At 53.8% G+C, this 26,455-nt stretch carries 24 protein-coding genes; 11 read left to right on the top strand and 13 right to left on the bottom strand.

Features of this window, described 5'->3' with window-relative positions; genetic code table 11:
* The first annotated feature begins 6 nt into the window (after positions 1 to 6).
* Positions 7 to 474 carry a TadE family protein gene (locus GO013_RS14880; protein ID WP_163812489.1) on the top strand — a complete coding sequence of 156 codons (468 nt, stop codon included), beginning with the start codon at positions 7 to 9 and terminating at the stop codon, positions 472 to 474.
* A gap of 290 nt (positions 475 to 764) precedes the next feature.
* The gene (locus GO013_RS14875; protein ID WP_163812487.1) at positions 765 to 1,502 is read left to right on the top strand and encodes a tetratricopeptide repeat protein; all 738 of its coding nucleotides are present in this window, start codon (positions 765 to 767) and stop codon (positions 1,500 to 1,502) included.
* Positions 1,503 to 1,605: 103 nt separating this feature from the next.
* Here the strand turns inward: GO013_RS14875 and GO013_RS14870 are convergent, their stop codons facing one another.
* From GO013_RS14870 to GO013_RS14835, 8 genes are all read right to left on the bottom strand, one after another.
* The gene (locus tag GO013_RS14870; protein ID WP_163812485.1) at positions 1,606 to 2,433 is read right to left on the bottom strand and encodes a carbohydrate ABC transporter permease; all 828 of its coding nucleotides are present in this window, start codon (positions 2,431 to 2,433) and stop codon (positions 1,606 to 1,608) included.
* Position 2,434: 1 nt separating this feature from the next.
* Entirely contained in the window at positions 2,435 to 3,553 is a 1,119-nt protein-coding gene (locus tag GO013_RS14865) for a sugar ABC transporter permease (protein WP_163812483.1), read from the bottom strand.
* An 89-nt stretch (positions 3,554 to 3,642) separates the two neighbouring features.
* Positions 3,643 to 4,896 carry an extracellular solute-binding protein gene (locus GO013_RS14860; RefSeq protein ID WP_163812481.1) on the bottom strand — a complete coding sequence of 418 codons (1,254 nt, stop codon included), beginning with the start codon at positions 4,894 to 4,896 and terminating at the stop codon, positions 3,643 to 3,645.
* Between the two features lie 76 nt (positions 4,897 to 4,972).
* Positions 4,973 to 6,070 carry a sn-glycerol-3-phosphate ABC transporter ATP-binding protein UgpC gene (gene ugpC / locus GO013_RS14855; RefSeq protein WP_163812479.1) on the bottom strand — a complete coding sequence of 366 codons (1,098 nt, stop codon included), beginning with the start codon at positions 6,068 to 6,070 and terminating at the stop codon, positions 4,973 to 4,975.
* Between the two features lie 35 nt (positions 6,071 to 6,105).
* Positions 6,106 to 7,137, bottom strand: a complete 1,032-nt coding sequence (locus GO013_RS14850; RefSeq protein WP_163812477.1) for an aldose epimerase family protein — start codon at positions 7,135 to 7,137, stop codon at positions 6,106 to 6,108.
* Positions 7,134 to 8,156 (bottom strand): LacI family DNA-binding transcriptional regulator, encoded by a 1,023-nt coding sequence (locus tag GO013_RS14845; protein ID WP_163812475.1) that lies wholly within the window; start codon positions 8,154 to 8,156, stop codon positions 7,134 to 7,136. The genes GO013_RS14850 and GO013_RS14845 overlap by 4 nt, the downstream gene beginning before the upstream one ends.
* Positions 8,153 to 9,463, bottom strand: coding sequence for a galactokinase family protein (locus GO013_RS14840; RefSeq protein WP_163812474.1), 1,311 nt, complete (start codon positions 9,461 to 9,463; stop codon positions 8,153 to 8,155). Before GO013_RS14840 ends, GO013_RS14845 begins: the two co-directional genes overlap by 4 nt.
* The gene (locus GO013_RS14835; RefSeq protein ID WP_163812472.1) at positions 9,463 to 10,512 is read right to left on the bottom strand and encodes a UDP-glucose--hexose-1-phosphate uridylyltransferase; all 1,050 of its coding nucleotides are present in this window, start codon (positions 10,510 to 10,512) and stop codon (positions 9,463 to 9,465) included. The genes GO013_RS14840 and GO013_RS14835 overlap by 1 nt, the downstream gene beginning before the upstream one ends.
* Positions 10,513 to 10,795: 283 nt before the next feature.
* Here GO013_RS14835 and GO013_RS14830 point away from each other — a divergent pair, with 283 nt between their 5' ends.
* Positions 10,796 to 11,788, top strand: a complete 993-nt coding sequence (locus GO013_RS14830; protein WP_163812470.1) for a Gfo/Idh/MocA family oxidoreductase — start codon at positions 10,796 to 10,798, stop codon at positions 11,786 to 11,788.
* A gap of 481 nt (positions 11,789 to 12,269) precedes the next feature.
* Here the strand turns inward: GO013_RS14830 and GO013_RS14825 are convergent, their stop codons facing one another.
* The 4 genes from GO013_RS14825 to greA form a co-directional block, all read right to left on the bottom strand.
* Positions 12,270 to 14,453: a glutamine synthetase III gene (locus GO013_RS14825; protein WP_163812468.1), complete on the bottom strand. Its 2,184-nt coding sequence runs from the start codon at positions 14,451 to 14,453 to the stop codon at positions 12,270 to 12,272.
* 335 nt (positions 14,454 to 14,788) lie between these two features.
* Positions 14,789 to 15,433 carry an RluA family pseudouridine synthase gene (locus tag GO013_RS14820; protein ID WP_163812466.1) on the bottom strand — a complete coding sequence of 215 codons (645 nt, stop codon included), beginning with the start codon at positions 15,431 to 15,433 and terminating at the stop codon, positions 14,789 to 14,791.
* Positions 15,430 to 16,125, bottom strand: a complete 696-nt coding sequence (locus GO013_RS14815; RefSeq protein WP_343219580.1) for a hypothetical protein — start codon at positions 16,123 to 16,125, stop codon at positions 15,430 to 15,432. The genes GO013_RS14820 and GO013_RS14815 overlap by 4 nt, the downstream gene beginning before the upstream one ends.
* A 196-nt stretch (positions 16,126 to 16,321) precedes the next feature.
* Positions 16,322 to 16,813, bottom strand: a complete 492-nt coding sequence (gene greA / locus GO013_RS14810; protein ID WP_163812462.1) for a transcription elongation factor GreA — start codon at positions 16,811 to 16,813, stop codon at positions 16,322 to 16,324.
* 397 nt (positions 16,814 to 17,210) lie between these two features.
* Between greA and GO013_RS14805 the strand changes: the two genes are divergently transcribed.
* The 8 genes from GO013_RS14805 (at position 17,211) to GO013_RS14770 (ending at position 25,876) form a co-directional block, all read left to right on the top strand.
* Positions 17,211 to 18,386, top strand: a complete 1,176-nt coding sequence (locus GO013_RS14805) for a BMP family ABC transporter substrate-binding protein (RefSeq protein ID WP_163812460.1) — start codon at positions 17,211 to 17,213, stop codon at positions 18,384 to 18,386.
* A gap of 24 nt (positions 18,387 to 18,410) precedes the next feature.
* Complete coding sequence (locus GO013_RS14800; RefSeq protein WP_163812458.1) at positions 18,411 to 19,889, top strand: ATP-binding cassette domain-containing protein; 1,479 nt, start codon at positions 18,411 to 18,413, stop codon at positions 19,887 to 19,889.
* Entirely contained in the window at positions 19,886 to 20,926 is a 1,041-nt protein-coding gene (locus GO013_RS14795; RefSeq protein ID WP_163812456.1) for an ABC transporter permease, read from the top strand. The genes GO013_RS14800 and GO013_RS14795 overlap by 4 nt, the downstream gene beginning before the upstream one ends.
* Entirely contained in the window at positions 20,927 to 21,910 is a 984-nt protein-coding gene (locus GO013_RS14790) for an ABC transporter permease (RefSeq protein ID WP_163812454.1), read from the top strand.
* 89 nt (positions 21,911 to 21,999) lie between these two features.
* Positions 22,000 to 23,187 carry a response regulator gene (locus tag GO013_RS14785; protein ID WP_163812452.1) on the top strand — a complete coding sequence of 396 codons (1,188 nt, stop codon included), beginning with the start codon at positions 22,000 to 22,002 and terminating at the stop codon, positions 23,185 to 23,187.
* 457 nt (positions 23,188 to 23,644) lie between these two features.
* Entirely contained in the window at positions 23,645 to 24,391 is a 747-nt protein-coding gene (gene glnH / locus GO013_RS14780) for a glutamine ABC transporter substrate-binding protein GlnH (protein ID WP_163812450.1), read from the top strand.
* Positions 24,392 to 24,466: 75 nt separating this feature from the next.
* Positions 24,467 to 25,135 (top strand): amino acid ABC transporter permease, encoded by a 669-nt coding sequence (locus GO013_RS14775; RefSeq protein WP_163812448.1) that lies wholly within the window; start codon positions 24,467 to 24,469, stop codon positions 25,133 to 25,135.
* A gap of 9 nt (positions 25,136 to 25,144) precedes the next feature.
* Positions 25,145 to 25,876 carry an amino acid ABC transporter ATP-binding protein gene (locus GO013_RS14770; RefSeq protein ID WP_163812446.1) on the top strand — a complete coding sequence of 244 codons (732 nt, stop codon included), beginning with the start codon at positions 25,145 to 25,147 and terminating at the stop codon, positions 25,874 to 25,876.
* Positions 25,877 to 25,882: 6 nt separating this feature from the next.
* On the opposite strand, the gene GO013_RS14765 is transcribed toward GO013_RS14770, so the two are convergent.
* Entirely contained in the window at positions 25,883 to 26,143 is a 261-nt protein-coding gene (locus GO013_RS14765; protein ID WP_163812444.1) for a hypothetical protein, read from the bottom strand.
* Between the last annotated feature and the right edge of the window lie 312 nt (positions 26,144 to 26,455).

Raw genomic sequence — 26,455 nt, 5'->3', positions numbered from 1 at the left:
TTGTCCATGCGTACCCACACACAGAGAACCCGAAAGGCCGGTATGGCCGCGGTTGAAACAGCCCTGATTCTCCCCATTCTCTTTACCATGATAATGGGCGTCATCGAAGGCGGAAACGCCGCGTACTCGTGGCTGACCGTCCAAAAAGCGACACAAATCGGTGCTCGATTCGCTGCCACAGGTCGTGGTGACGAAGACGGAACCCGACTGACACAAATCATCACCGCCACGGAAAAGGCCCTGGCAACACTGGACGAAAAAGCCTTCGTCATTTCGATCCGGTCCTGGCCGGACATGGACGCATCCGGTGACGGCATCGAGAACGATCCCGGCGCGCCTTGCCATCTGACCGAAGTCGCCGTCCACTATACGTACAAGCCCTTCACCCCCCTGGTCAGTGCCATACTCCCGGACACCATTCCACTGTATGGATATGACCGAAAAATCAACGAACCATGGAAGCCTTGCGATTAACACCCCCACTCCTCCCAACAGCCCTCCCAAGGGCGTGCAGAAAATGACCCCATTCTGAGAGAGTGTTAAGAAAGCTTCACGAGCAAGGCGAACACACAGATCAGAGCCACAACGTCTTCCAGAACGCGAGGCTCTGATCTTTCCATGAACGCACGATTCGTCCTGCGGCGGTATGGCAAAAGCACCCACTGAAACAGGAAGACCAATTGCTTTCCATCCTGACGTAGGATACGTTTTTACGAGCGACGTATAACAGGCACCACACCGTGCAAGACCAGGAGTTCAGTCCTTTGAGCGAATATCCCGAAGTACTTGGCGTTTACTCGCTTAAAATTGACGCTGAATTGGGAGCGGGAAGAACGTCTTCCTCCCATGACAACGTCACCTATTGGTACGCCCGGCAACTTTCAAAGCATGAATTTGAAGTGCAACCGCTCAATGCACAACATGTTCCGTCCGGGGTCCGCAGCCAGATGCAGGAAGTCGATTTTCTGAGTCAATACAGGCCGGAAATGGACTACTATCGATTGCATACCGTCCCGGCCCTTGAAACGCTGCTCAAAAAAATCAGAATGGGTGAACAGGCATTTTTCAATGGCGATCTGGATGAAGCGGAACGGCAATTCATCAAGGCCCTGATGATCGACGACAAAAGCGTTGACGCCAACTACGGTCTCGGCGCGGTCTATTCCGAACAAAAGGATTTCGACAAGCTCAAGAAGGTGCTGGATACCCTGCTCAGTCTGGAAGAGGCGTTTTCGGAAAAACACCGATTCAAATTCAATCAGTTCGGTATTTCCCTTCGCAAAAACGGCCATTACGACGAGTCGATCCGCTACTATAACAAGGCACTTGAAATCGTCGAAAGCGACGAGCACCTCTATTTCAATCTGGCCCGGGTTTTTTTCGAGAAAAAACACATCCGCCAATGCATTTCCAGCCTGGAAACAGCCCTCTCCTTCAACCCCGAGTTCACGGAAGCCAAGCAGTTTCTCTCGTATTGCAAGAAATGGCAGGAAGACGCCTGATCGGTCGCCACAGCATTGATCGCAACGCCCTTCTGTCTCAAGACCATCGTCAGCCCAAGTTCAACCATCGTCCGCCCCGGCCTGAACCGGGGCACAACGTATTCTATTCCTTGACCGAACCGGCCAACAACCCTCGAATGAAGTATCGACCCAAGAAGATGTAGATACAGAGGACAGGCACTGCCGCCATGATAGACCCGGCCATAGGGAGATTCCAACTCACGGCCTGCCCTCCGGCCAATTGGGCCAGTCCCACGGTGATGGGATTATCCGCATGGCGCGTCAAACAGATACCCCACAGGAATTCATTCCAGATCTGGGTGAACTGCCACAGGGACGTGACCACGAATCCAGGAATGGACAGCGGGAAAACAATCCGAAAATAAATCGAAAAGAATCCGGCACCGTCCAATCGGGCGGACTCGACAAGTGCGGTGGGAATCTGGGAATAGAAATTTCGAAAAATCAACGAAGTGATGGGCAACCCATATACGATGTGCGCCAAAATAAGCCCCGGAAGGCCGCCATAAAGATTCATGGCGCGCAGCGTTTGAAAAAGCGGAATCAGAATAACCTGATACGGAATGAACATGCCAAACAGAAACAGGGTGAACACAATTTCCGACCCTTTGAACTTCCATTTGGAAAAGACATACCCATTCAGGGAACCAAGCACCGTGGACCCCAGCGTGGCGCATACTGTCAAAATGACCGAATTGATAAAGCTGGGTTTAAGCAATTCGACAGCCTCGGAGAAGCTGCCCCAGTTAAAGGTGGCAGGGAGTTCCCAGGCCGACGGCAGACTGATATCCCCCGGCATTTTCAAGGCCGTGACAGCCGCCATATAGGCGGGCATGAGAAAAAGCAGCGCAAGGACGGCCAGGGTGCCGTACAGGAAGATGGAACCCGGCGTAATTTTTTTCGTGGTCATGTTAGCGTCTCCCTCTCTGGCGATATTGACTGACCAGGTAGGGCACGATGAACATGGCCGCAACCAGGAAAAGCACGATGGCAATGGCCGCGCCCTGCGCAAAATCATTGGCGCGGAACGTGGTCAAATACATATTCAGGGCAGGATGACCGGTTTCCGCATTGTCCGGGCCGGTCATGGCAAAGACAAGGTCAAACATCTTGAGCGAAATGTGCGACAAAATAATCACTGCGGAAATGGTGATGGGTTTCAGCATGGGGATGGCAATGTATCGATAATATCCGACTTCCGATGCGCCATCGAGCATGGCTGCATCCCGCAGATCCTGCGAAATGCCGTTGAACCCGGCCAGATACAAGGCCATGGTATAGCCTGAATATTGCCAGATAGTGGCCATGATGATCCCCAGCGTGGCCATGTTGAATCCGTGTTCCTCTTCCATCATGTAGGCATCGGGAATCAGACTTCCGAACAGCCAAACACACGCACCAATGACGATTCCAGGGACAAGCCACCGTTTCATGGCTTTGCCCGTGTCTTTCCGCATGGCAAAAAGACCGATCAGAATCAGCACGAAGGAGACCAGATACAACAGGATTCGAAGGATGTCCTGCCAATTGAAAACGAGAATGGACGCCTGACTGGACAACCAACTGAAGGTCAATGGTTCCAGACCGACATAGGTCGGCAGGACATTGACGCCCCCCTGCGGAGCCAGCAACCACCGCCAGATCGTGCCGGACACGATGAACGACAGGGACATGGGGTACAGAAAAATGGTCCGTAACAGGTCCTCGCCCTTGGGTTTCTGGTCAAGCAGAATGGCGATGAACATTCCAAGTCCCACCGCGCCCACCAAAAGCATGACGGAATAGTACACGGCATTGACCAAATCCTGACGAAATCCTCCTCCGAGAAACCCGGTAAACAGATCCACGTAGTTGGCCAATCCGATAAAATTCTTTTCCGGTTCGAGAGCAAGGGCGCCGGAGCCGCCCCAGTCCGTCATCGAGGTCCAAATGGTGTTGCCAATAAACCCGTACACAAAGACCCCGACAAGGATCATCGACGGGAGCAACGTCAAAAACGCTTTCAATCTATCCAATGACGCTTCGCGCATACTTCACTCAAATACGTAAAAATATCCAAAAAAGGGATGATGTGCCGAACGCCGAACAGCGTCCGGCACATCATGATCCCATTCATTCACTACATACCGGCTTTATCGGCGAGTTGCTGACAGGCCTTGGCTGCGGCAGTTGCATTCTTTGACTTGAGGAACATTTCCATGACAGAGGCGAATCCACCCATGAAGGTTTCATTGGCGGCCACACCGTGTGCCAGGGAACCAACCACCTGGTCCTGGCTGAAATCGGCAGCAGCGGACTGGAGGTATTTGTTGTACTTGCTCAGATCGGAATCGGTCCGGGCTGAGATGGAGCCCTTGAGCGGGTTGAAGGTATCACTCCCTTCCTTGGAACCCAGCACCTTGAGCCATGCGATGGCGTTATCACGATGTGGGGAGCCTTTGGGCAGACCAAAGGAGTCGGCCAGGAACATGAACTGTCCACCCGTTGCAGGGGAAGCGATCCAGCCATATCCGGTTCCGGGAGCCAACTTCTTGGTGGTGGACATATAGCCTGCGGCCCAGTCACCCATGATGTTGAATGCGGCACGGCCATCAATGACCATGTCTGTCGCCTGCTGCCAGGACAGGGAGGAGGCATCGGCATTGGTGTATTCAAGCACACGGCCGAACAATTCCCATGCCTTGACGCCTTCGGGAGAATCAAAGGCCAACTTGCCGGACCACAAGGCGTTCCAGTTGTCGGCACCAAGAGCTGCCAGGGCAACGGATTCCCACAGATGGTTCGCGGTCCAGTTCTGGGCCAGAGACAACGGGATAACACCCGCGGCCTTCAGCGTATCAGCAGCGGCAAAGAAATCATCCCAGGTCTTGGGCGGCTCAATGCCCCATTTCTTCAGATTTGCAGGCACATACCACATCACGTTGGAGCGATGGATGTTGACCGGCACGGACCAGATGCCCTTGTCGGTTCCGATGAGCTTGATAACGCCTTCAGGGAACACGTCCATCCAGCCCTGTTCCTTGAACAGCGGAGTCAGGTCTTCCATACGATCAGCCTGGACCCAGGTTCCGATCAGTTCCTGACCGGCGTGGACCTGGAAGGAATCCGGCGGCTCACCACCGAGCATCCGCGTCTTGAGCACGGCTTTGGCATTGACGCCGGAACCGCCGGTGACCGTGGCGTTGATCACGTTCACATTGGGATGCTGGTTTTTATAAATGTCGATCAGCGCGGCCAAGGCCGGGCCTTCATCGCCAGCCCACCAGGAGAAAATCTCCAGATCGCCAGCCAGTTCATCTGCCTGCGAGACCTGCGGAGCACCAAGCAGCAGGACTGCGGCAAAAACCAGCAGCAACTTTGCAAAACCCTTCATACTACCTCCTAAGGTTTTCGGAATATCCTGAACCAATCAATTAACTATTCAAAACAACCACTTCGCAGATGCAACCCTAACGAAGCGCGTTGGTTGTTTCCGGATCGAAAAGGACCATTCTATCAAACTCGAAACCAATGGGCACGATCTCGCCGGGATGGGCCACCACTCGGCCTTCCACTTCAGCAAGCAGTTCATTTTCACCGTCAATGACGATTTCCAGATGCGACTGTCCACCGAGAATCTCTGAAACCACGACCTCGCCATGGCACAGCCATTCCTTGGGGAATGTCTCGATCTTGTCGCCCATCTTGATGGAATCGGGCCGAAGACCGACCAACACAGGCGCACCATCTTGTAGAGATTCGGCTTTGCCATCGATCACAGGGAAAATTGAATTGCCGACCACCACCTGCCGTTTGCCATCCGCAACACGAAAGGTGCCCGACAGGATATTCATGGGCGGATTCCCGATGAACTGCGCCACGAACACGTTGGCCGGTTCCTCGAAAACTTCAATGGGCGTGCCGATCTGCTGAATCTCACCATCTTTCAGAATCACGATACGGTCCGCCAGGGTCATGGCCTCTATCTGATCGTGCGTGACATAGATTGTGGTGGTCGCCATGCGCAGGTGCATCTTTCGAAGCTCCATGCGCATCTGCGTCCTGAGCTGGGCATCAAGGTTGGAAAGCGGTTCATCAAATAAGAAGACATCCGGCTTGCGGACCATGGCCCGTCCCATGGCCACCCGCTGCCGCTGCCCACCGGACAATTCCGAAGGCTTGCGGTCAAGATATGGTCCAAGTTCGAGAATCTGTGCGGCCTCGTCCACCTTGGCTTCGATGTCTGCCTTGGACAATTTACGCATCTTCAACGAAAATCCCATGTTCTCCCGCACGGACATATGCGGATACAAGGCGTAATTCTGAAAAACCATGGACACGTTCCGGTCCTTGGGCGACACCTGATTTACCACGCGATCACCGATAATGACCTCGCCCCCGGAAATCGCTTCCAGCCCGGCGACCATGCGCAGGACCGTGGATTTGCCGCACCCGGAAGGGCCGACGAGCACAATGAATTCGTTATCCTTGATATCAAGATCGACACCGTGAACGACTTCCACATCACCATACCGCTTGACCACTTTCTTCAACTCAACGTTTGCCATATTTGCCGTCTCTTTACGTTTCCTGATGCAATAAGCTATTTCACGAAAAACCTGAACTCTATTGTCTGAAAAAACGTCTGCCCCGGTTCAAGAACCACGGACGGGAAATCCGTGTGATTGGGCGCATCCACAAATCCCTGCGCTTCGAAACAGACCCCGGAATGCACGCCATACCGCGCGCCATCCTTGCCCTTCAACGACTCGGGAATATGATTGCCGGAATACACCTGCACCCCCGGAGCGGTCGTCCACACCTCCATGCCCCTGCCAGACACCGGCTCATACACGCTGGCGGCCTGCCGCATCGCCGATCCGGTCTGGTCAAGCACATAATATTGATCGTATCCCTGTTCGGGAAACCGACTGCCCAGCTCGACTTCACGCGTGAAATCCAACGGTGTCCCGGCCACGTCCAAGAGCCGTCCCGTGGGAATCTGGTCCGCATCCAACGCCAACACCCGGTTAGACCACATCCGAAGCCGGTGGGACAAACAGTCGGTCCCCGGCTGACCGGACAGGTTGAAATATCCATGGTGCGTCATATTCACGACCGTGGGTGCATCGGTTTCCGCCGAAAAATCCAACCGCAAACCGGTCTCTGACAGCACATACCGAACAGCGCACTCCACCGTGCCGGGATACCCCTGTTCTCCATCCGGGCTGACGTACCGCAGCTCCAGACCGGGACCATCGTCGGTGGACACGGGCATCGCATCCCAGACCTGGGTATGAAATCCATGCTCCCCGCCGTGCAGATGGTGACAGCCGCAATTTTTCTCCAATTCCACGGACTGACCATTCAGGGGAAAACATCCATGCCCGATCCGATTGGCGACCCGACCAACCAAACGACCAAAAAACAAACGGTCCTCGACATACGCATCCAACGCATCAAAACCAAGGACCACATCCGCCAGATTCCCGGCCCGATCCGGTGCGGTCAACCGGGTGACGATTCCGCCATACGTGGCAATGGACACCTCCATTCCCCGCGTATTCGTCAAGGTGAACAGATCCACCGGTGTTCCATCGTCAAGCACGCCCCACCGTGTTCGGGAAAGGGTCATGACACCCTCCTGGCCGCTGACGATCCCCGAACCAATAATTTTGTCTCCAGCGTCACGGTCTCGGGGATAAAATCCGGCCCGGCCTCGAATTGCTTGAGCAGCAACGACACCGCCATCCGGCCCATTTCAAAGGCGGGTTGGTACACGGTTGTCAACGCAGGCTCGATCAACGCGGCTGCCGGGGTATCGGAAAAACCCACCAACGCCACGTCTTCGGGAATACGGACCCCGGCTTCCTTGAATCGGGTAAACAGTCCCACGGCCACCGGATCATTGATGGCCAAAATAGCTTCGGGCATGACATCCATGGCCAAAAACGTCTCGGCTCCGGCCCTGCCGTCCTCTTCCCGATAGCCACCATGCACATGAAATTGTTCTTCCACCTGGAGTCCATGATCCTGCAAGGCATCTCGATACCCCTCGAAACGATGTTGGTTCAAGGCGATACCATCCTGCCCGGCCAAATGACCGATACGGCGATATCCGGACTCGATCAGGTGCTCCACCGCGCCATACGCGGCGTGGTAGTCATCCACGACCACCTTGCTCGTCTTCAACGATTCCACCACCCGGTCGAACTGGACCAACGGGACCTTCTGATTGAGAACGCTTTCAAGATGATCGTATGCCGTGGTTTCCGACGAGATGGCGATCAGCAATCCCGCCACCTGATTGGCCACCAAAGCCTGCGTATTCATCCGTTCTCGAGCCAAGGTCTCATTGCTCTGGCAGACCATGATGATATACCCATTTTCATAGGCAATCTCTTCTATTCCACTGATGACGTTGGAGAAAAAATGATGACGAATTTCAGGAACAATCACGCCGATGGTGTTGCTCCGCTTCTTTTGCAAGGATTGGGCGAGCTGGTTGGGATGATAGTTGTATTTTTCGGCAGCCGCTGCCACTTTGCGTTGTGTGGCTTGACTGATATCGGGATGATTGCGCAGGGCACGAGACACCGTGGACGGTGACACATTGAGTTTTTTGGCGAGATCCTTGATCGTCAAAGAACTCATACACCGCCCCCGCCACCCGGTCCGTTCAATCGCACACAATCAAATCCCGGCTTTCGTATAGACAGCGGCACCACAGACCCGCGTTTAAAAACCTCGTCCATGAATTCAGTATATGAGGGCACCAATTCATTGGGGATATACGCCTGAATAGTTCCGGCAAATCCGCCCCCCTGAACACGCCATGCCCCCGCACCGCCAAGAAACCGTTCGGTCATGGTCAGGGCCAGAGGAATCCCCTGCTCAAGCGCATTCGTGGTGCTGATACAGTTCTGAAGCAACCGCCATGATGAATCGCCTGATTGTTTGACCAGTGCGAGAAAACCGTCCATGTCACCAACGCGCAACGCGTCCGCCTGCTGCTGCGCCCGTTCGTTCTCTTCGATGAAATGGATGAGCCGAAGCACGGCCCTGTCTCCGGCTTCCTTTCGAATGGCCGACACGTTGTCCAGCACCTGCTGGACAGTCAGTCCTCGGGCCACATCCTGACCAAACACCCGCGAAGCGCGGTGCATCTCATCGGGAATCGCGGCATATTCCGGGGTCAAATCGGCATGACTGCCGCCAGTGTCAACGACCACCAACTGATACCCGTTCGCACCAAAATCACAATCAATGCTCTCGACCTTCGGGGTTTCCGGGGTCATGAAATCAATGGATAAAATACCGTGAGACGCACACGCCAACTGGTCCATGAACCCGCACGGCTTGCCAAAATGGATATTTTCGGCCTCCCGACCGATCTGAGCCAGCTCCAACGGGGTCACCGCCCCGTCGCAATACAATTGATTGATGACTTGCCCCACGCACACCTCAAACGCGGCAGACGAACTCAACCCCGCTCCCAGAGGCACATCGCCGGACACGCAAGCGTCAACCCCACCCACGGTCCACCCGCGTGCCACGAATCCGGCCACCACGCCACGCACCAATGCGGTGGATGTGCCCTGTTCATCATCGTGTACAGCGAAATCGGTACTTTCAACCTCAATGCACCCGGAAAAACCTTCGGACCGAATCCGAATGGTCGGCCCGTCTCCGAAACAGGCTGCGGCCAGACAGTCCAGATGCACCCCGGCAGCCAGAACCACCCCGTTATTGTGGTCCGTATGATTGCCGCCAAGTTCGGTTCGTCCCGGAGCGGTCACAAGAACGGCTCGACGACACCCACTCCATTTTTCCAATCGCAACAGCAGGTTGTGATACCGTTGCCGCTGAATGGAAAGGCCGGCACTTCCATACAGTTCGGACAGCGTCGCATCCAGTGATCCAACATCCAAGTTCCGAATGAAAGAAGCGATGGAGTCCATTACCGCGTCTCCAAATAATGCTGTTCCGACTGGTCCCGAAGCCGCTTGGCCGCGGATTCGGCGGTCAAATCCCGTTGCGGCATGGCCATCATTTCATATCCCACCATGAATTTTTTGACTGACCGGGACCGCAGCAGCGGCGGATAATAATGGATATGGAAATGCCACGGTGCATGATCCGCCCCATCGGTCGGGGCCTGATGAATTCCCATGGAATAAGGAAAGGAAGTCTGGAACAGATTGTCGTACCGGATATTCAACCGAACCATGGCGTCTGCCAGAGCATCGCGACAGTCCGTATCCATCTCCAGAATATTCGACATATGATGCTTCGGCACAATCATGGTCTCGAACGGCCATGTCGCCCAAAACGGCACCAACACCACAAACGCGTCATTCTCAAAAAGGATACGCTCGCCCCGCTCCCGCTCGACAGCCAGATAGTCGCAGAGCAGACAGGAATCGTGTTTCCTGGCAAAGGCCGCCTGCCGAGTCCCTTCCGTGGCCGGATACATGGGCACGGTGCGGGTGGCCCATATCTGTCCGTGCGGATGCGGATTGGAACACCCCATGACCGATCCACGATTCTCGAAAATCTGGACATAGCCGATATCATCCCGCGCGCCCAGCGTCTGGAACTCCTCGCACCACAGGTCAACGACCTTCCGGGCCGTGCCGGTCCCGAGTCGAGCCAGGGTCAAATCATGTCTGGGGGAATAACAGAGCACCCGACAGAGACCGGTTTCCGGTTCGGCCACCAACAGGGAATCTTTCGGGAAATGAGTCGGCGCATCATCACCAGCATCAGGCAAAAGCGCGGCAAAGTCATTGGTAAAGACGAAGGTATCCGTGTAGGACGGATTGACCGCACCACCAGCCCGGACATTGCCGGGACACAGATAACAATCGGCATCGTATTCGGGCAGCATCGTCATATCAGGCGCTTCCTGCTGCCCCTGCCAGGGACGCTTGGTCCGATGGGGCGACACCAACACCCATTCACCCGTCAATTGATTCAATCGTCTATGCGGAGTATCTTCGAAGGTCATTGTGATTCCTGCACAAAAAGAGTCTCAAACAACGCTGCTGAAAATCCGAATTCCAACGTCACGACCGCGTTTTCCTTTCATCGTCGCAAACGTTTGCAGAACGGTCTAAACCGAATCATGGAATCGTCACTTTGTCAATATATCGTCACAATCTTCCACGGGCTCTCGCACAAATAAATCGCTCTCGGCTTCTGACCGGAAAGACGACGGTTCCGCTTGCGAATCAGCCCATGAACACGGTAGGAAAGACATCCGTCACTGCACCAACAGCAAAGAGGATTTCATGAAAAAAATACGTTTCGGTATTTTGTCCACCGCCAAGATCGCCCGCACCAAGGTCATTCCAGCCATGCAAAAAGGGAAATGGACAGAGGTCACGGCCATCGCGTCCCGATCGAGTAAAAACGCACAGGCCGTGGCTGATGAGTTGGGCATTACCAAGGCATATGGAAGCTATGAAAGGCTGCTGGCCGACAAACAGATTGACGCCGTATACATTCCCCTGCCGAACCACCTGCATGTCAAATGGACGCTCAAGGCCATGGACAAGGGCAAACATGTCCTGTGTGAAAAGCCTATGGGATTGACCAGCGGCGAGGTCAATCGGCTCATCAACGCCACAGTCCTTTCACCGGACGTCAAGGTCATGGAGGGATTCATGTTCCGGTTCCATCCGCAATGGGTAGAAGCCAAACGACTGGTGGATACAGGAGCGATCGGCGATCTGGTGACGATCCAATCCTTTTTTTCCTATTTCAATGCAGATCCGGACAACATCCGTAACAAAGCGGACCTCGGCGGAGGCGGTCTCATGGACATCGGCTGCTATCCCGTGGCCCTGTCCCGGTTCATCTTCAATGCGCAACCCCGTCGCGTCATGAGCTTCATGAATCAAGACCCAAATTTCGGCACGGACCGGGTCTTTTCCGGCATGTTGGATTTCAATGGCCGGATTTCGACCTTTACCTGCTCGACCCAAATGGCCCCCTATCAACGGGTCAACATCCTGGGCACCACGGGCCGCATCGAGATACTGATCCCGTTCAATGCTCCGCCGGACGAACCGTGTACGATCCTGCTCCAGCAGGATGGCGAAACCACAACCCCTATCGAACTGGCCCCCTGCGACCAGTACACCCTGCAAGGCGACGCCTTTGCCCGGGCCATTCTGGATGACACGAATCCACCAGCCACCCTCATGGACGCCTTTGATTCCATGCACGTCATCGACGCACTTTTCAAAAGCGCAGAAACCGGCCAGTGGGAACGCAGCTAATCACCCAAAACGACGTCCACCACCCACACGATCAGGTCAGCCACCAGCCGACCTGATCTTTTTCTACTCCCAACAAGGCGACCCAACACTCACCTCTCCCCCAAAAAAGACACCACACCTTTCCCTCAAAAGGGTGCATCGCACCCGCAACTCTCCTCAAAGAGGGTGCACAGCACCCGCCCCTCTCCCTCAAAAGGGTGCACCGCACCCGACCCCAAAAAATGGAGTGCCTTGGGGGGCATTGCCCCCCAACAACGGCTCTCCTTCCCCGACGGCTCAAGGCTTGGGAGAGTGGTGCAGATGTGCATTTTCTCGGGTGCGGGTTCACCGGAGGCGTAGCCCAGCTACGGTGAGGATGAACCCGCACCCGAAAAATGTGCAGATGCGCCGCTATCGCAAGCCGCCCCTCCGAACTCAAAGCCAAAAAAAAGAGAGTCCAGCGCACGCGCAGGACTCTCTTTTTTTTGGCTTTGAGTTCGGACTACTTAATAAAAAGCATTTCTTGATAGCTGGGGAGTGCCCAGAGATCGTCGGCGACCATGCCTTCGAGATCATCGGCAACTTCACGAACTTCAAGCATGGCAGGCAGAATCTTGTCGTTCTTGAACCGAGCTTCTTCAACCACGGATTTGAAAGAATTCTGTGCCATCAGCTCTTCCAAAACATCAGTGGTTTTCTGCAATTTGCGCAACTTGTCGGTCAGCTCAGTCAGTGTCCCCAGGGTCGGCTCAATACCGGCGGCCTTGAGACTGGCAGCGGTTCCGGCCAATTCTCCCTGATAGCGAATGGCTGCGGGAAGGATGATGGTCTTGGCGATCTTGACGACCAGCGCGGACTCGGTGTGAACATGGTGATTGTACTGCTCGAAAAAGATTTCGTGCCGGGAATACATCTCATCCTTGGACAAGACGCCATAGTCACTGAACACCTTCACGACATCCTCGTCGATCAGACTGGGCAGGGCATCAACAGTGGCCTTGAGATTGGGCAACCCGCGTTTTTCGGCCTCTTTCTGCCACGCATCCGCATAGCCGTCACCGTTGAAAATCACATGACCATGCTTTTTCATGATCGCCTTGATGACTTTCTGACAAGCGGCATTCAACTTTTTGAAATCGCCCTTGGTAATCTTTTCGATCTCATCGCACACGAAATCCAACGACTCAGACATGATGGTGTTCAATGCGACCTGCGACCCGGCAATGGACTGATTGGAACCAACGGCCCGGAACTCGAACCGGTTGCCGGTAAAAGCGAACGGCGAGGTCCGGTTACGATCACCGGAATCCATGGGCAGCGGCGGCAAGGTGTCAACACCGACACGCAATTTGCCCTTGGCCTTGGTGCCCTTGAGATCACCCATTTCGATCTGGTTGAAGATCTCGGCAAGTTCGCCACCGAGAAAGATGGAAATAATGGCCGGTGGTGCTTCGTTGGCCCCCAGACGATGGTCGTTACCAGCCGAGGCAACCGTGGCACGCAACAGCTTTCCGTACTTTTCGACAGCCCGGATCGTGGCGGCGACAATGGCGAGGAACTGCATGTTCTCGTGCGGAGTGGCACCCGGGGAGTACAGGGACCCCTGTTTGGCCGTGGACAGGGAATAGTTGAGATGCTTGCCTGACCCATTGATTCCGGCAAACGGTTTTTCGTGCAACAGACAGGCCATGCCGTACCGCTTGGCGACACCTTTCAAGGTGGTCATGATCATCTGGTTATGGTCAGTGGCGAGGTTGGCCTGTTCAAAAACCGGAGCGATCTCGAACTGACCGGGAGCCACTTCGTTGTGACGGGTCTTGACCGGCACACCGAGCTTGTACAATTCACGCTCCGCTTCGAGCATGAAGGCGAGCACCCGGCGGGGAATGGCACCAAAATAGTGATCGTCCATTTCCTGTCCCTTGGCGGGCTTTGCACCGAACAACGTCCGGCCACACACCATCAGATCAGGACGGGCAAAATAGAAGTTGCGATCAAGGAGGAAATATTCCTGCTCGGGACCCGCGTTGGACACGACCATTTCACCGTCATCGTTGCCAAACAGCCCGAGGAAACGACGACCGGCTTTGTCAATGGCCTGATTGGCCCGCAACAGCGGCGTCTTTTTGTCAAGCGCATGGCCCTTCCATGAAATGAACGCTGTGGGAATACACAGGAACGTGCCGTTGGGATTCTCCAGAATGTAGGCAGGGTTGGTCACGTCCCATGCAGTATACCCGCGGGCTTCGAACGTGGCACGCAATCCACCGGAAGGGAAAGAAGACGCATCAGGCTCACCCTGAATGAGCAGCTTGGCGTCAAATTCGGCGATGGCCCCACCATTGCCGTCAGGAGACAGGAATCCGTCATGCTTTTCAGCAGTCAAGCCGGTCAACGGATAAAAAACGTGGGTGTAATGGGTCGCCCCCTTGGAAATGGCCCATTCCTTCATGGCTGCGGCGATCGGTCCGGCAATGGCCGGGTCCATTTCCTCACCGGATTCTTTAGTGGCCATCAAGGACTTGTAAATGTCCTTGGGCAACATGTTCTTCATAACCTTGTCACCGAACACGTTGGACCCGAAAACCTCAGTCGGCGAGGTCTCGGAAAAATTCAACGGCTCCACAGTAGGGGTATAATTTGTCACTGCGGCTATGGCGTTCTGACGTGTCTGATATCCACTCATTTCAATGCTCCTTCAGGCAGGTAAATATGGATTTTCCAACGTAAGTCGGACGGCAGGGTACCTCACCCTTGATATCGCTCTTTGTGGCTTTTATTAACAAGGATCATGCCAATATATAAAAATCATTGATAAACAATGAGTTATGCATTTTTCTCACTGTGTATTCACAAAAAAATACTACAAAATTGTATATTTTCGCTATTTCAAACGTGACAATATAACAATTTTGCAAAGACGGAAACTTCTCATTCACACCCATATGTTCCGCGGACAGTGGATACCATCATGCCCGTGTGCGGAAAAGGGATTTTTAAAGAATTCTCTTGGGTTGGAGATCAAAATGGAGCGGGAGTCATGAATTCCATGGGCTTCTTGGTGACCGGATGTCTGAAACGCAATGTGGAGGCATGAAGCTTGAGCTGTCCTGGTTTGGTCCCGGTGCCATATAAGCGATCGCCGACAATGGGGAATCCAAGTCCTTTTTCATGGGAAGAATGCAGCCGCAACTGATGCGTCCGGCCGGTGTGTGGTTTGAATTCGACACGGGTCCGACCGTTTTCAATACCGAGCTTGCGCCACCGGGTGATCCCGTTTTTGCCGTTGACCGGATCATAAATCTGATGCGGACGATTGTCCGGGTCCAAACGGAATTGCAACTCGATCATCCCACCGGATTCCTCAACAACGCCGTCCAGCAAAGCAATATACCGCTTACCCACCAACCGATCCATGAATTGCTTGGACAAGGTGCGATGGGCGTCGGTTGTCCGAGCCAAAACAAGCAGCCCGGAAGTATCCTGATCGAGTCGATGCACCGACGGTTGTTCAATACAATTTGGGAACATGGCCCGTACCCGGGAAACCACGCAATCCTGATTGGCCTCGCCTTTGCCCGGCACCGACAACAGACCGCTTGGTTTGTTGACGACTACAATATATTTATCCACATGCAGGACATCGAGAGTCAATGCATCCGTCATTCCCGTTCCTCCAGACCGCACACCATATATCCAAGAATACGGCCACATTTATGCAGACACGATGGATAAATCTCGCCATGGTGTCTGGTTTCGGACCGATTGGTCCGTCCACAATAGAATTCAGCCAATCCCAGAGGGATCAGCCCGTGCATGGCCGCGTGATTGAGCAACTTGGGCGCGCAACAATCCCCGGTCCCGGTGGGAATTCCCTCCGAGCCATACACTGCCTGCGGCAAGGGCACACGCTCTCCCCGAAAATTGGACACCATGAACATGCCATGAATTTCCCGCATCAGCGTCTGCGACGCCTTTTTCCGCACAGCAACCAGCGACCGCCGTTGCGGAGACCCATCGGGCAAGGCCACAATATCGCGGCCCAACCGCTTGATATGCCGTTCCGCATCCCGGGTTTCTCGATAAAATCGCTGCACATCAAGCAATGGATCAACCCAGCCATCCACTTGCCAGAGGGAATTGTACTGCCCGGAAAAGGCCTTGAGTACCCCGGTATTCCCGGACTGGTCACGAACCACAAGCACACCGAACATCTGCCCACGGGCCGGACCGTACAGATAGTCGATGGTTAACCGGGGATCAGCCTGATCGGCTGGCACGGACAAATCGATACGACGTTCCCGCTCCATGGTTCGCAAAAGGGCCATGGCCGGCTCACGGGCGGGACCAATGGGCACAACATGCTCTTTCCCGCACTGGGCGCACATGCCCCGACAGGCAGGGGAGGGGTCATATTCACCCGTTAATTTAATCGGTTCCATTATCATATAAAGAGTATGCAGAATGCAGCATGAGCCTCAAAAGAAAGCCCCACCGCATGTGCGATGGGGCGAATGTACACGGTCTTTGTCCGAAGACAAAGCAATATGCCCGCTATTTGGGCAATCCTGCCGAGCCAAGGAATTTGACAGACAGAATCTCGTACTCGATGCGGCCACGCGGCGCATCAACAATAACCTCTTCCCCCTCTTCCTTGCCAAGAATGGCCTGGCCCATGGGAGACAGGACGGAAATGGAACCATGTTTGTGGTCCGCGTCGTCCGGTCCAAGCAGGGTAAAGGTCCGCACTTCCTCAGTGTCGATATCCTCCACTTCGACAGTGGAGCCGAAGATGGCTCGTTCACCGCCAAGGGTATTCAAATCAAGGACATCGAATAACGGCATCCTCGAATTGATGTAGGAGATACGAGCTTCGAGCATCCCCTGACGCTCGCGAGCCGCATCGTACCCGGCGTTTTCACTGAGGTCCCCCTCTTCACGTGCCTCCGCAATGGCCTGAATGATGGCCGGACGCTGCGCCTTCAAATCGGCCAGTTCCTGAGTGATCTTTTCGTGCCCTTCTTTTGAAATGGGAATACGATCCATTTTTGAAACCTCTCTCAATTCAAACGTCAATGTATATAAAAAAAGATGCAGATGGCGCGGCTTCCCCAAAAGGATCGCGCTTCTGCAAAAAACGTCATGTATCGGTGACAATTCCCTCGTTAGAACATCAAACGGCTGTGGTCAAGGGGATAAATCCTCTTCCAGCCCCATATTTGCTTCCCATTTATCCCTTTCCCACACTCTGAGATTCACCACGGGGAACACGAATTTGTTGACACAACCCCGGTTTCCGGTTCAAAGATGTTTTTTTACGGGAGGCATTCTTTGATGTCTCCCGCGATTTTCTATTTTTTATGGCATACTCGAAAAACTATAGAATCGTCTGCCAAACACGACATCAATTCGTCATCGACAGACAATGCACACGGAGGAGAGGATGAAACGGTTTACCATGGCATTGTGTACAGCCCTGCTGACACTGACACTCATGCCCGGTCTGGCCTTTGCCAAAGATTTTACCATCGGCATGATTCTGGTCGGATCATACAATGATAAAGGATACAGCCAAGCCCAGTACGAAGGCGGCAAATACGTCGAAGCCCACATGGATGGAGCCAAGCTGATCTATCTCGACAAGGTCAATCCCGGAGACCGTCCAGGCCTGACCGTTCCGCAAATTGTTGATGACCTCGTGGAAAAAGGCGCTGACCTGATTATCGCTGGTTCCGACGACATGAAAGACGGTATCCTCGAAGCCGCTGCCATGCATCCCGATAAAACATTCGTCCACACTTCCGGCGACTCCGTCTGGAGTGGCAAAGCTCCCAAAAATCTCGGCAACTTCTTCGGCAAAATGGAATATTCCAAAATGATGGCCGGATTCACCGCTGCCATGACCACTCAGACCGGCAAGATCGGTGTGGTTGGCCCGCTGGTCAACGAAGAAACCCGTCGCCTCATGTCCTCCGCCTATCTCGGCGCAGCCTATGCCTGGACTCACGTCCGAGGCAAAGATCTGAAGGACCTGTCCTTCAACGTCAAATGGATCGGTTTCTGGTTCAACATTCCCGGTGTCACTTCCGACCCGACCCAGGTCGCTGGTTCGCTGTTCGATTCGGGCTGTGACGTCCTCATCTCCGGTATCGATACCCCGGAAGTCGTGACTGTTGCCAAACAACGCAAAGCCGCTGGCAAAAAAGTCTGGGCCTTGCCGTATGATTATGAAAAAGCCTGTGAAGGCCAGGGCGATGTCTGTCTCGGCGTTCCCTATTTCAACTGGGGTCCGAGCTTCCTGCGCATTGCTCAGGAAGTAGTTAACGGCACCTACAAACCTGGTTTTGTCTGGGAATCCCCGTATTGGGAAGACATCAACAATCAAGACAAATCCCTGGTCGGATTCATGCCCGGCGAAGGCATGACCGCTGAAACACAAAAGGCACTGGATACCTTTGTCGCAGATCTCGGTTCCGGCAAACTTGAGCTTTTCACCGGCCCGCTCAATTATCAGGACGGCACTCCCTTCCTGAAAGCAGGCGAAAAAGCGACTGACAAACAGATCTGGTACATGGACCAACTGCTGGAAGGCATGGAAGGCATCTCTTCCGCCAAATAGCCGATCACATCGGCTCAGGACACAATGATAGTCCTCAAAGACATACATAAACACTACGGCCGGGTTCGGGCCAACGACGGCATCAGCCTGACACTCGAACCCGGCCGCATTTACGCCCTCGTGGGTGAGAATGGGGCTGGAAAGTCCACTCTCATGCGCGTGTTGGCAGGCCATACCCGTCCCACGTCCGGCACACTGGATATCGGCGGGGAAACCATCTCCTATCTGACGCCGTCTCTGGCTCGGGAAAAAGGTGTGGGGATGCTCTATCAGGACCCACTCGACTTCCCAGCCATGCCTGTGTGGGAAAACTTCCAGCTTGGTGCGCCCAAACGGTCCAAACAGGAAGTGGTGGACGTCATCGGCGAGCTGTCCTATCGGCTGGACGCCTGCTTCCTGCCGGACGAGCCGGTCTCATCCCTCACTGTGGGCGAACGCCAATTGCTCGAACTGCTCCGGCTGCTCGATCTCGGTGCGACCACGCTCATTCTGGATGAGCCGACCACTGGCATTACCCCGGAACAGAAACAGGACCTTTTCGACCTGCTCATGAAGCTGGCCAAGGAAGAGGGGCACACCATCATCCTCGTCACCCACAAACTCTCCGAAGCCTTTGAAATGGCGGACTCCATTTTCATCATGCGACAGGGCGCACTGGTGGCGACACTTGAACCGCCCTATGACGAAAAGGAACTGGTCCATCTCATGTTCGGCGACGCTGCGGATGGCGAAATCGCCGCATTGCCAGACGTCCCATCGGATGACGTTCCCCCGCGACTCACCTTGCGGAACACCTTGTTCGCCGGACCGAAATATTCCATGGGTAATTTGAACTTCACGGCCCGTCCCGGTGAATGTATCGGCCTGGCCGGTCTGGATGGATCGGGTCAGGAATTATTTCTTCGAGGACTCTGCGGACTGGACCGGATGCCCGGTGGCACACTTGCGTTGGACTCGACCACCTATCGTTCCAACGACTTTGCCACACTGCGCAAGGCCGGTGTACAATTCGTGCCCGCCGACCGCTTGCAAATGGCCCTGTTTCCGGCCCTGAATCTCATGGAGCACATCACGCTCGCGTTCCCGGACAAGAAAGGCGACCTGACAGAATTCTATCAGTCCCAATGCGTGGATGAATTCAACCTGCGCGCACACCCGGAAACGCAAGCCATTGAACTCTCCGGGGGCAACCAGCAACGGCTCCTGCTGTCACTCATCCCCAATGAAACCAGACTGCTGCTCATGGAACACCCCACACGCGGCCTGGATGCCGGATCGGCCCGGCAGGTATGGAATCATCTCAAAGGCCGATGTGCCAACGGTTCAACACTCATTTTCTTTTCTCCAGATCTTGACGAAGTTCTGGAACACAGCCACCGGGTTATTGTCTTCTATGACCGGGCCATTGCGGCCGTGGTCGAAGGTGACGACATCTGCATGGATGTGATCGGCGCACTCATGGCCGGAAAAAGCATGAAAGATATCAAGGAAAGCACCCGATGAATCGCGACTCACTTCTGACGCAAATCGGATGGTTTTGCGCAGCCCTTGGTCTGGCCCTGCTCCTGACCGTTCTCGTGGCGTGGCCTGCTGGCGCACCCCCCTTTGAAACCATCTATATTCTGTTCAAGGGCGGCGTCGGGTCCATGTCGAAAATAGGGCGTGTCCTGGCAGGTTGGGTACCGCTCACCCTCTGTGCCGTGGGACTGCTGGTTCCGTTCACGGCCCGACTGTGGAATATCGGTGTGGAAGGCCAGATAATCATGGGGGCCATTTTCTGTACCGCTGCCCTACGACCATATGATGACGGCGGCGTCCTTCAGATCGCCCTCGCCATCGGTGCGGCCATGCTCGGCGGCGCACTCTGGGCACTCCTTGCGGGCTGTCTGCGCGTCTTTGGTCGCGTCCATGAAATCTTTTCCGGACTGGGCCTCAACTTCGTCGCCCTGGGCATCACACTCTGGCTCATTTTCGGACCATGGAAACGCCCCGGCGTGGCCTCCATGTCCGGCACGGAACCACTGGATATTTCACTCTGGTTGCCCCGGATCGGCTCGCTCTCCGTCAGCTGGGTCGGACTGGCCCTTGCCGTGGTCGCCACCATTTTTGTCTACATTCTACTGTACCGCACCAAATGGGGACTCAAAATGCGCGCGGTGGGTGAAAATCCCAAAGCCGCCACCCTGTTTTCATTGGGCCCCCGACGCCGCCTGCTCCAGGCATTCATGATCTGCGGCGCATTGGCCGGACTAGCCGGAGCGACGCAGGTACTCGGCGTCTACCACCGGCTGCTCCCCGCTATCTCATCCAACTACGGCTACACGGCCCTACTCGTTGGCATGATGGCGTCATTCCGACTGCCACTGGTCCCGTTCATCTGTCTCTTTTTCGCCATACTCAATGTCGGCTCCATCCAGTTGCCACTTCAGCTTGGACTCGACTCCTCCCTATCCGGCGTCATTCAAGGCGTCATGGTCCTTTCCCTGTTCATTGTTCAGGGACTTCGCCTCTGGCTCAAACAACGGAAGGAGGTCGATTAAATGGACACGTTCGGACTGACCATTGCCGCCATTCTCGTCGCGGGCGCACCGCTTGTGCTCGCCACACTCGGTGAAACGCTCACGGAAAAAGCCGGTATCATCAACCTGTCGCTGGATGGCTCGATTCTGCTGTCCGCCATGGCCGCGTTTGTTGTTTCCGTCACCTTTGACAACCCATGGATCGGCCTGCTGGCCGGTATGGCAACAGGAGCCGCCATTGCCGGACTCCTCGGTATTGTCGGCATCTATCTCGGACAATCCCAGTTCGCCGTGGGATTCATTCTGACCCTGCTCTGCCGCGACCTCGCCTATTTTCTGGGACACACCTATTCTCGCCAACCCGGCCCGGACCTCGGAATATGGTCCATTCCCGGCATCGGCACCATTCCGTTGATCGGCCCGATCTTCAGCACGCAATCCCCGGTCGTCTATATCGCGATGCTCTCCATCGTCACCTGCTGGTGGTGGATGTATCGAACCGAAGGCGGCATGAAACTCCGCGCTGTTGGCGAGTCCCCCAGAGCCGCTTTCGGACGAGGTATTCGTGTGCGACTGGTCAGGCTCTATTACTGCTTGGCTGGCGGCGCACTCGTGGGCATGGCTGGTGCGGCATACTCTCTTGCCGTCAAACCCGGATGGGGTCGTCCCCAGGGCTGTGAAGGCGCAGGCTGGATCGCTCTGGCCATTGTCATCTTCGGCGGCTGGCACCCGGTTCGGGCCGCATTGGGCGCATTTTTCTTCGCGGCTTTGCAGGTTTCCGGCATTTATTTGCAGGAACTCTTCCCCTCCATACCGGCACCAGTTTTCCAAGTCGCTCCATTCCCGATGATGATTCTCACCCTGCTTGCCGTCAATCTTGGCCGTATGGGATGGATTCAGGATATTATCCGTCAACACCCACTCCTCAAGACCTTCTCCAAAGGCTGGTCCATTGAGGCCCCTGCCGCCCTGGGACAAAGCTTCGACCCGAAGAAGGGGTTATAAAAAACGGTCTTTCGCCTGAATTTGTTGCCCACCCGCGCATAATTAGCTAACTATCTAGTGGGCGGTTATATCCGTTTCAAAGGAAAACCATGCGCGTAAAGGACACACCCACAGTCCTGATTGTTGACGACAACAGGCTCAACATAGACCTTCTGGTCGATATTCTTGAAGATCAGTACAAGCTTCTCGTCGCTCTGAATGGACCGACAGCGCTTGAGCTGCTTCAAGACTCACTGCCTGACATCATCCTTCTGGACATCATGATGCCAGAAATGGACGGGTACGAAGTCTGTACTCGACTCAAAAGCGATGAACGCACGACCAAAATCCCCATCATTTTCATCACCGCCAAAAGCCAAACTGAAGACGAAGCCAAGGGACTGGGGCTGGGGGCAGTCGATTATATTACCAAACCCGTCAATCCGGCCATCGTGTTAGCCCGCCTCAAAACGCATCTCGCGCTCTACAACCAAAATCGCGAACTCAAAAAAATGGTCAGCCTCCGCACGCAGGAACTGGAGTTAAGCCAAAACAAAGCGCACGAGGCAAGCCGAGCCAAGTCCGCATTTCTGGCCAACATCAGCCACGAACTTCGAACACCGCTCAATCATATCATGGGGCTTTCCAGCCTTCTGCTCGAAATGGACAATGACCCGACACACCAGGAACTCCTTACCCCAATCAATGAAGGGGCGGTGCATCTGACCAATCTTTTCGACCAACTTCTCGACCTGAGTATGCTGGAATCAGACGCGCTTGCAATCACGTTTAAAAATTTCAACTTCCTCGAAACGCTCGATCAACAGATCAGAATTTGCACGGCATACGCCAAGAAACGACACCTTGAATTTTCTGTCACCCTTCAAGAAGGACTGCCCACACTCGTCCACGGTGCTCCTCTGGAAACCATCCAGGCACTGAGTAACATTCTCCTGAACGCTTTCCGCTATACGGAAAAAGGGACGGTCTCTCTCGATGTCCGCAGAGATCCAGACAAATACGCCGGGACATCCCCTGATAAAATCATGCTCCGATTTACCGTGACCGACACAGGTATCGGCATCTCGCCCGACAAGTTGGAATGCATCTTCAAATCCTTTGAAATAGGTGAACAGGTGATGACCAAACGCCTCAGCGGTTCCGGTATCGGCTTGACCATTTCAAAACACCTTGTCAAAAAACTGGACGGAACCATTTGGGCTGAAAGCACGGAAGGGCACGGCAGTCAATTTTTCATTTCTCTTCCGTTTTCACTGCCGGATTCCTCACTCGACTGAGACAAGGAATCATTCAGAGGAATCTGATCCCGCCACGGAACCAACCAGAAACATTTCTATTTTTTCAGTACAAACTGAAAACACTTTCTTTTTTTCACTCTCTTTTCATCTTGAAAAACATCGAATAATCTTCTGTCAGCGTCATTTCTTTCTGAAAAACACGGATCGTATTCAACGTCCATTGCGTCAAACATTTCAGTTTAGTACAAAAAACTGTTCGATTTCGTCTTTTTTCATTTCAATTATTCGCACAAAATGTTCCGAAGTATATTCATCTTTTCCTTTTTTTCACGGAATAAACACCAGAAAAAGAGGACACCAGAACAACGTTTACTTGATTTTTTTTGTTAATCAAGGCACAAGAATCCTGCTCAATCCAAGATTGGGGACACCCCCCTTCTGGACTCTCGTGTCCAACAGTCCCTGCTGGACAGCCATACCCATTTAGGAGGAAATCATGAAACGGATTCTTACTTTTTTCATTGCATGTGCGATCTCTTTGTCCATGGTCGCCACCGCCTTTGCAGGCACACTCACAGTCGCGACTGACACCAACTTCCCCCCGTTCGAATTCAAGGACCCGAAGACCGGTGAACACACTGGTTTCGATGTCGAGATATGGGCTGCCATCGCCAAAGAAATCGGCGTTGAATACAAATTGCAGCCAATGGCGTTCAAAGGCATTGTCCCGGGCTTGCAGTCCTCACAGTTGGATGCCGGAATCGCCGGTATGTCCATCACGGACAAACGCAGAGAAGTCATCGATTTTTCCGACGGCTACTATAATTCCGGTCTGCTGCTTCTGGTCAAGGCTGACGACGACAGCATCACCGGCCTCAAAACACTGGATGGCAAGGTCATCGCCACGAAACAGGGAACGACCAGCGTTGAATTTCTCAAGGAAAACGCCACACCCAAAGACGTCAAATTGTTCCCCAATGACAATGCCATGTTCATGGAATTGCTGACCGGCGGCGTTGATGCGGTCATGTTTGACAAACCTGTTGTTGAATCGTTTGTTTCCAAACGCGGCAAGGGTCAGGTCAAAATTGTAGGCGACCTGTACGCAGGCCAGCCTTACGGCATCGGTTTCCCCAAAGGCTCCGAGCTGGTTGGCAAGGTCAACGCAGCCTTGAAGACCCTCAAGGAAAACGGCACCTACACCACTCTGTACAAGAAATGGTTTGGAGTTGCCCCCCGCTAGGGACTGAAAATACTTGATTTATTCTTGGGGGCGGCATTGGCCGCCCCCACTGTTTTTTTTACACAGGGTGAGACTATGGCTTTTGAATTTGAACCTTCAGTAATGATCGAGTCCCTGCCTCTACTTATGGGGGGGGCGAAAATGACGGTTATCCTGACCGTCGGCGGTCTGTTTTTCGGTTTCATTCTCGGCGTCATTGCCGGGATGATGAAACTCTCCCACAACATTTTCGTCCGCAAATTTGCAGGACTGTATGTCGAAATAATACGCGGGACTCCCATGCTTGTGCAGGCGATGTTCCTGTATTTCGGTGTGCCCATGGCTTTGGGAATACGCATCCCGGCTGTTGTTGCCGGTATAATCATCATCGCGGTCAACTCCGGCGCATATATTGCCGAAATCGTGCGCGGTGCCGTTCAATCCATCAATCCAGGACAAGGCGAAGCCGGCCGTTCCATCGGCCTGACCCCAATTCAGACCATGCGCTATGTGATCTGGCCCCAGGCTTTTCGCCGCATGATTCCGCCTCTTGGCAACCAATTCATCATCAGTCTCAAAGACACCTCACTGCTTATGATTATCGGTGTGGGCGAACTGCTTCGCACTGGTGATGAAATCGTGGCCGTGAACTTCCGCTCTTTTGAAGTCTATCTGACCTGTGGTCTGGTGTATCTCGTCATGACCATGAGCATTGCCAAAGCTCTCGAGATCGTGGAAAATCGTTTAGTCGCAACGGGCAGGTAGAAAAAACACATGATCCAAATCAAAAATCTTCATAAAAGTTTCGGAGATCTCAAGGTTCTCAAAGGCGTAAACCTCAATGTGGAGGCTGGTCAGGTCGTGGTCATCATCGGCCCATCCGGTTCCGGCAAATCCACGGTCTTGCGCTGTATCAACAAGCTGGAAGAGCCGACATCGGGAAGCATCATCGTCGATGGTTTCGATATCATGGACCCGGCCACGGATATCAACATGGTACGAACCGAAGCCACCATGGTTTTCCAGCAATTCAACTTGTTTCCGCACATGTCAGTCCTGAATAACGTCACACTCGGCCCGATCAAGGTTCGCGGCATGTCCAAGCCTGACGCCATGCGACTCGGCATGGACCTGTTGGACAAAGTCGGCCTGGCAGACAAAGCGGGCAATTATCCCGACCAACTCTCTGGCGGCCAGAAACAGCGTGTTGCCATCGCCCGTTCGCTGGCGTTGCAACCCAAGGCAATTCTTTTTGACGAACCCACTTCGGCCCTTGACCCCGAATTGGTCGGCGAAGTGCTTGAAGTCATGAAGCAATTGGCTCGCGAAGGCATGACCATGGTTGTGGTCACGCACGAAATGGGCTTTGCCAAGGAAGTGGCGGATCGGGTCATCTTCATTGATGAGGGCAAGGTTCAAGTCGATACCGACCCGGAGGCGTTTTTTGACAATCCGAAAAACCCACGGCTCAAGGATTTTTTGGGCAAGGTCGTGTCGCACATTTAAGTTTTATTACCCCAGTTTTATTGCAGTTTTGCTGCAAAAAAAGGTCATGTTCCGGCGAATTTCAGTTCGTCTGAACATGCCCTTTTTTTTGGGGATTGAAAGATGAAGAGAAGAGGAAAGAAAAAGGCCCAATTTTTCCTTATTTATTGAGGTTTGTGCGCTTGGCGGTGAGGAGTCTTTCAGCATTATTCCAAAGGTTTCGCCCTTACAACGACGTAAAAAGTTCCGGCGGCGGTATTTTTTCATTTGAGGATGAAGAGAAGACATGAGAGAAGAGCCTCATCGTTCCTTGTTTATTGAGCATTGCGCGCTACGCGGTGAGGGTCTTTCGAAATTATTTCAAAGGTTTCGCCCTTACAACGACGAGGGGGTGTTCCGGCGGCGGTAATTTTCCCATTGAAAGATGAAGAGAAGACATAAAAGAAGAGCCTCATCTTTCCTTGTTTATTGAGCGTTGCGCGCTACGCGGTGAAGGTCTTTCGAAATTATTTCAAAGGTTTCGCCCTTACGGCGACCTGCTTTTTGCTTGGGGCAAATTGTCAAACCAAACTTAACACCCCGGCAAGTCCCTGCTCCTCA

Source organism: Pseudodesulfovibrio sp. JC047, assembly GCF_010468615.1.
GTDB lineage: Bacteria > Desulfobacterota > Desulfovibrionia > Desulfovibrionales > Desulfovibrionaceae > Pseudodesulfovibrio.
This window is presented reverse-complemented; position numbering and strand designations above follow the sequence as displayed.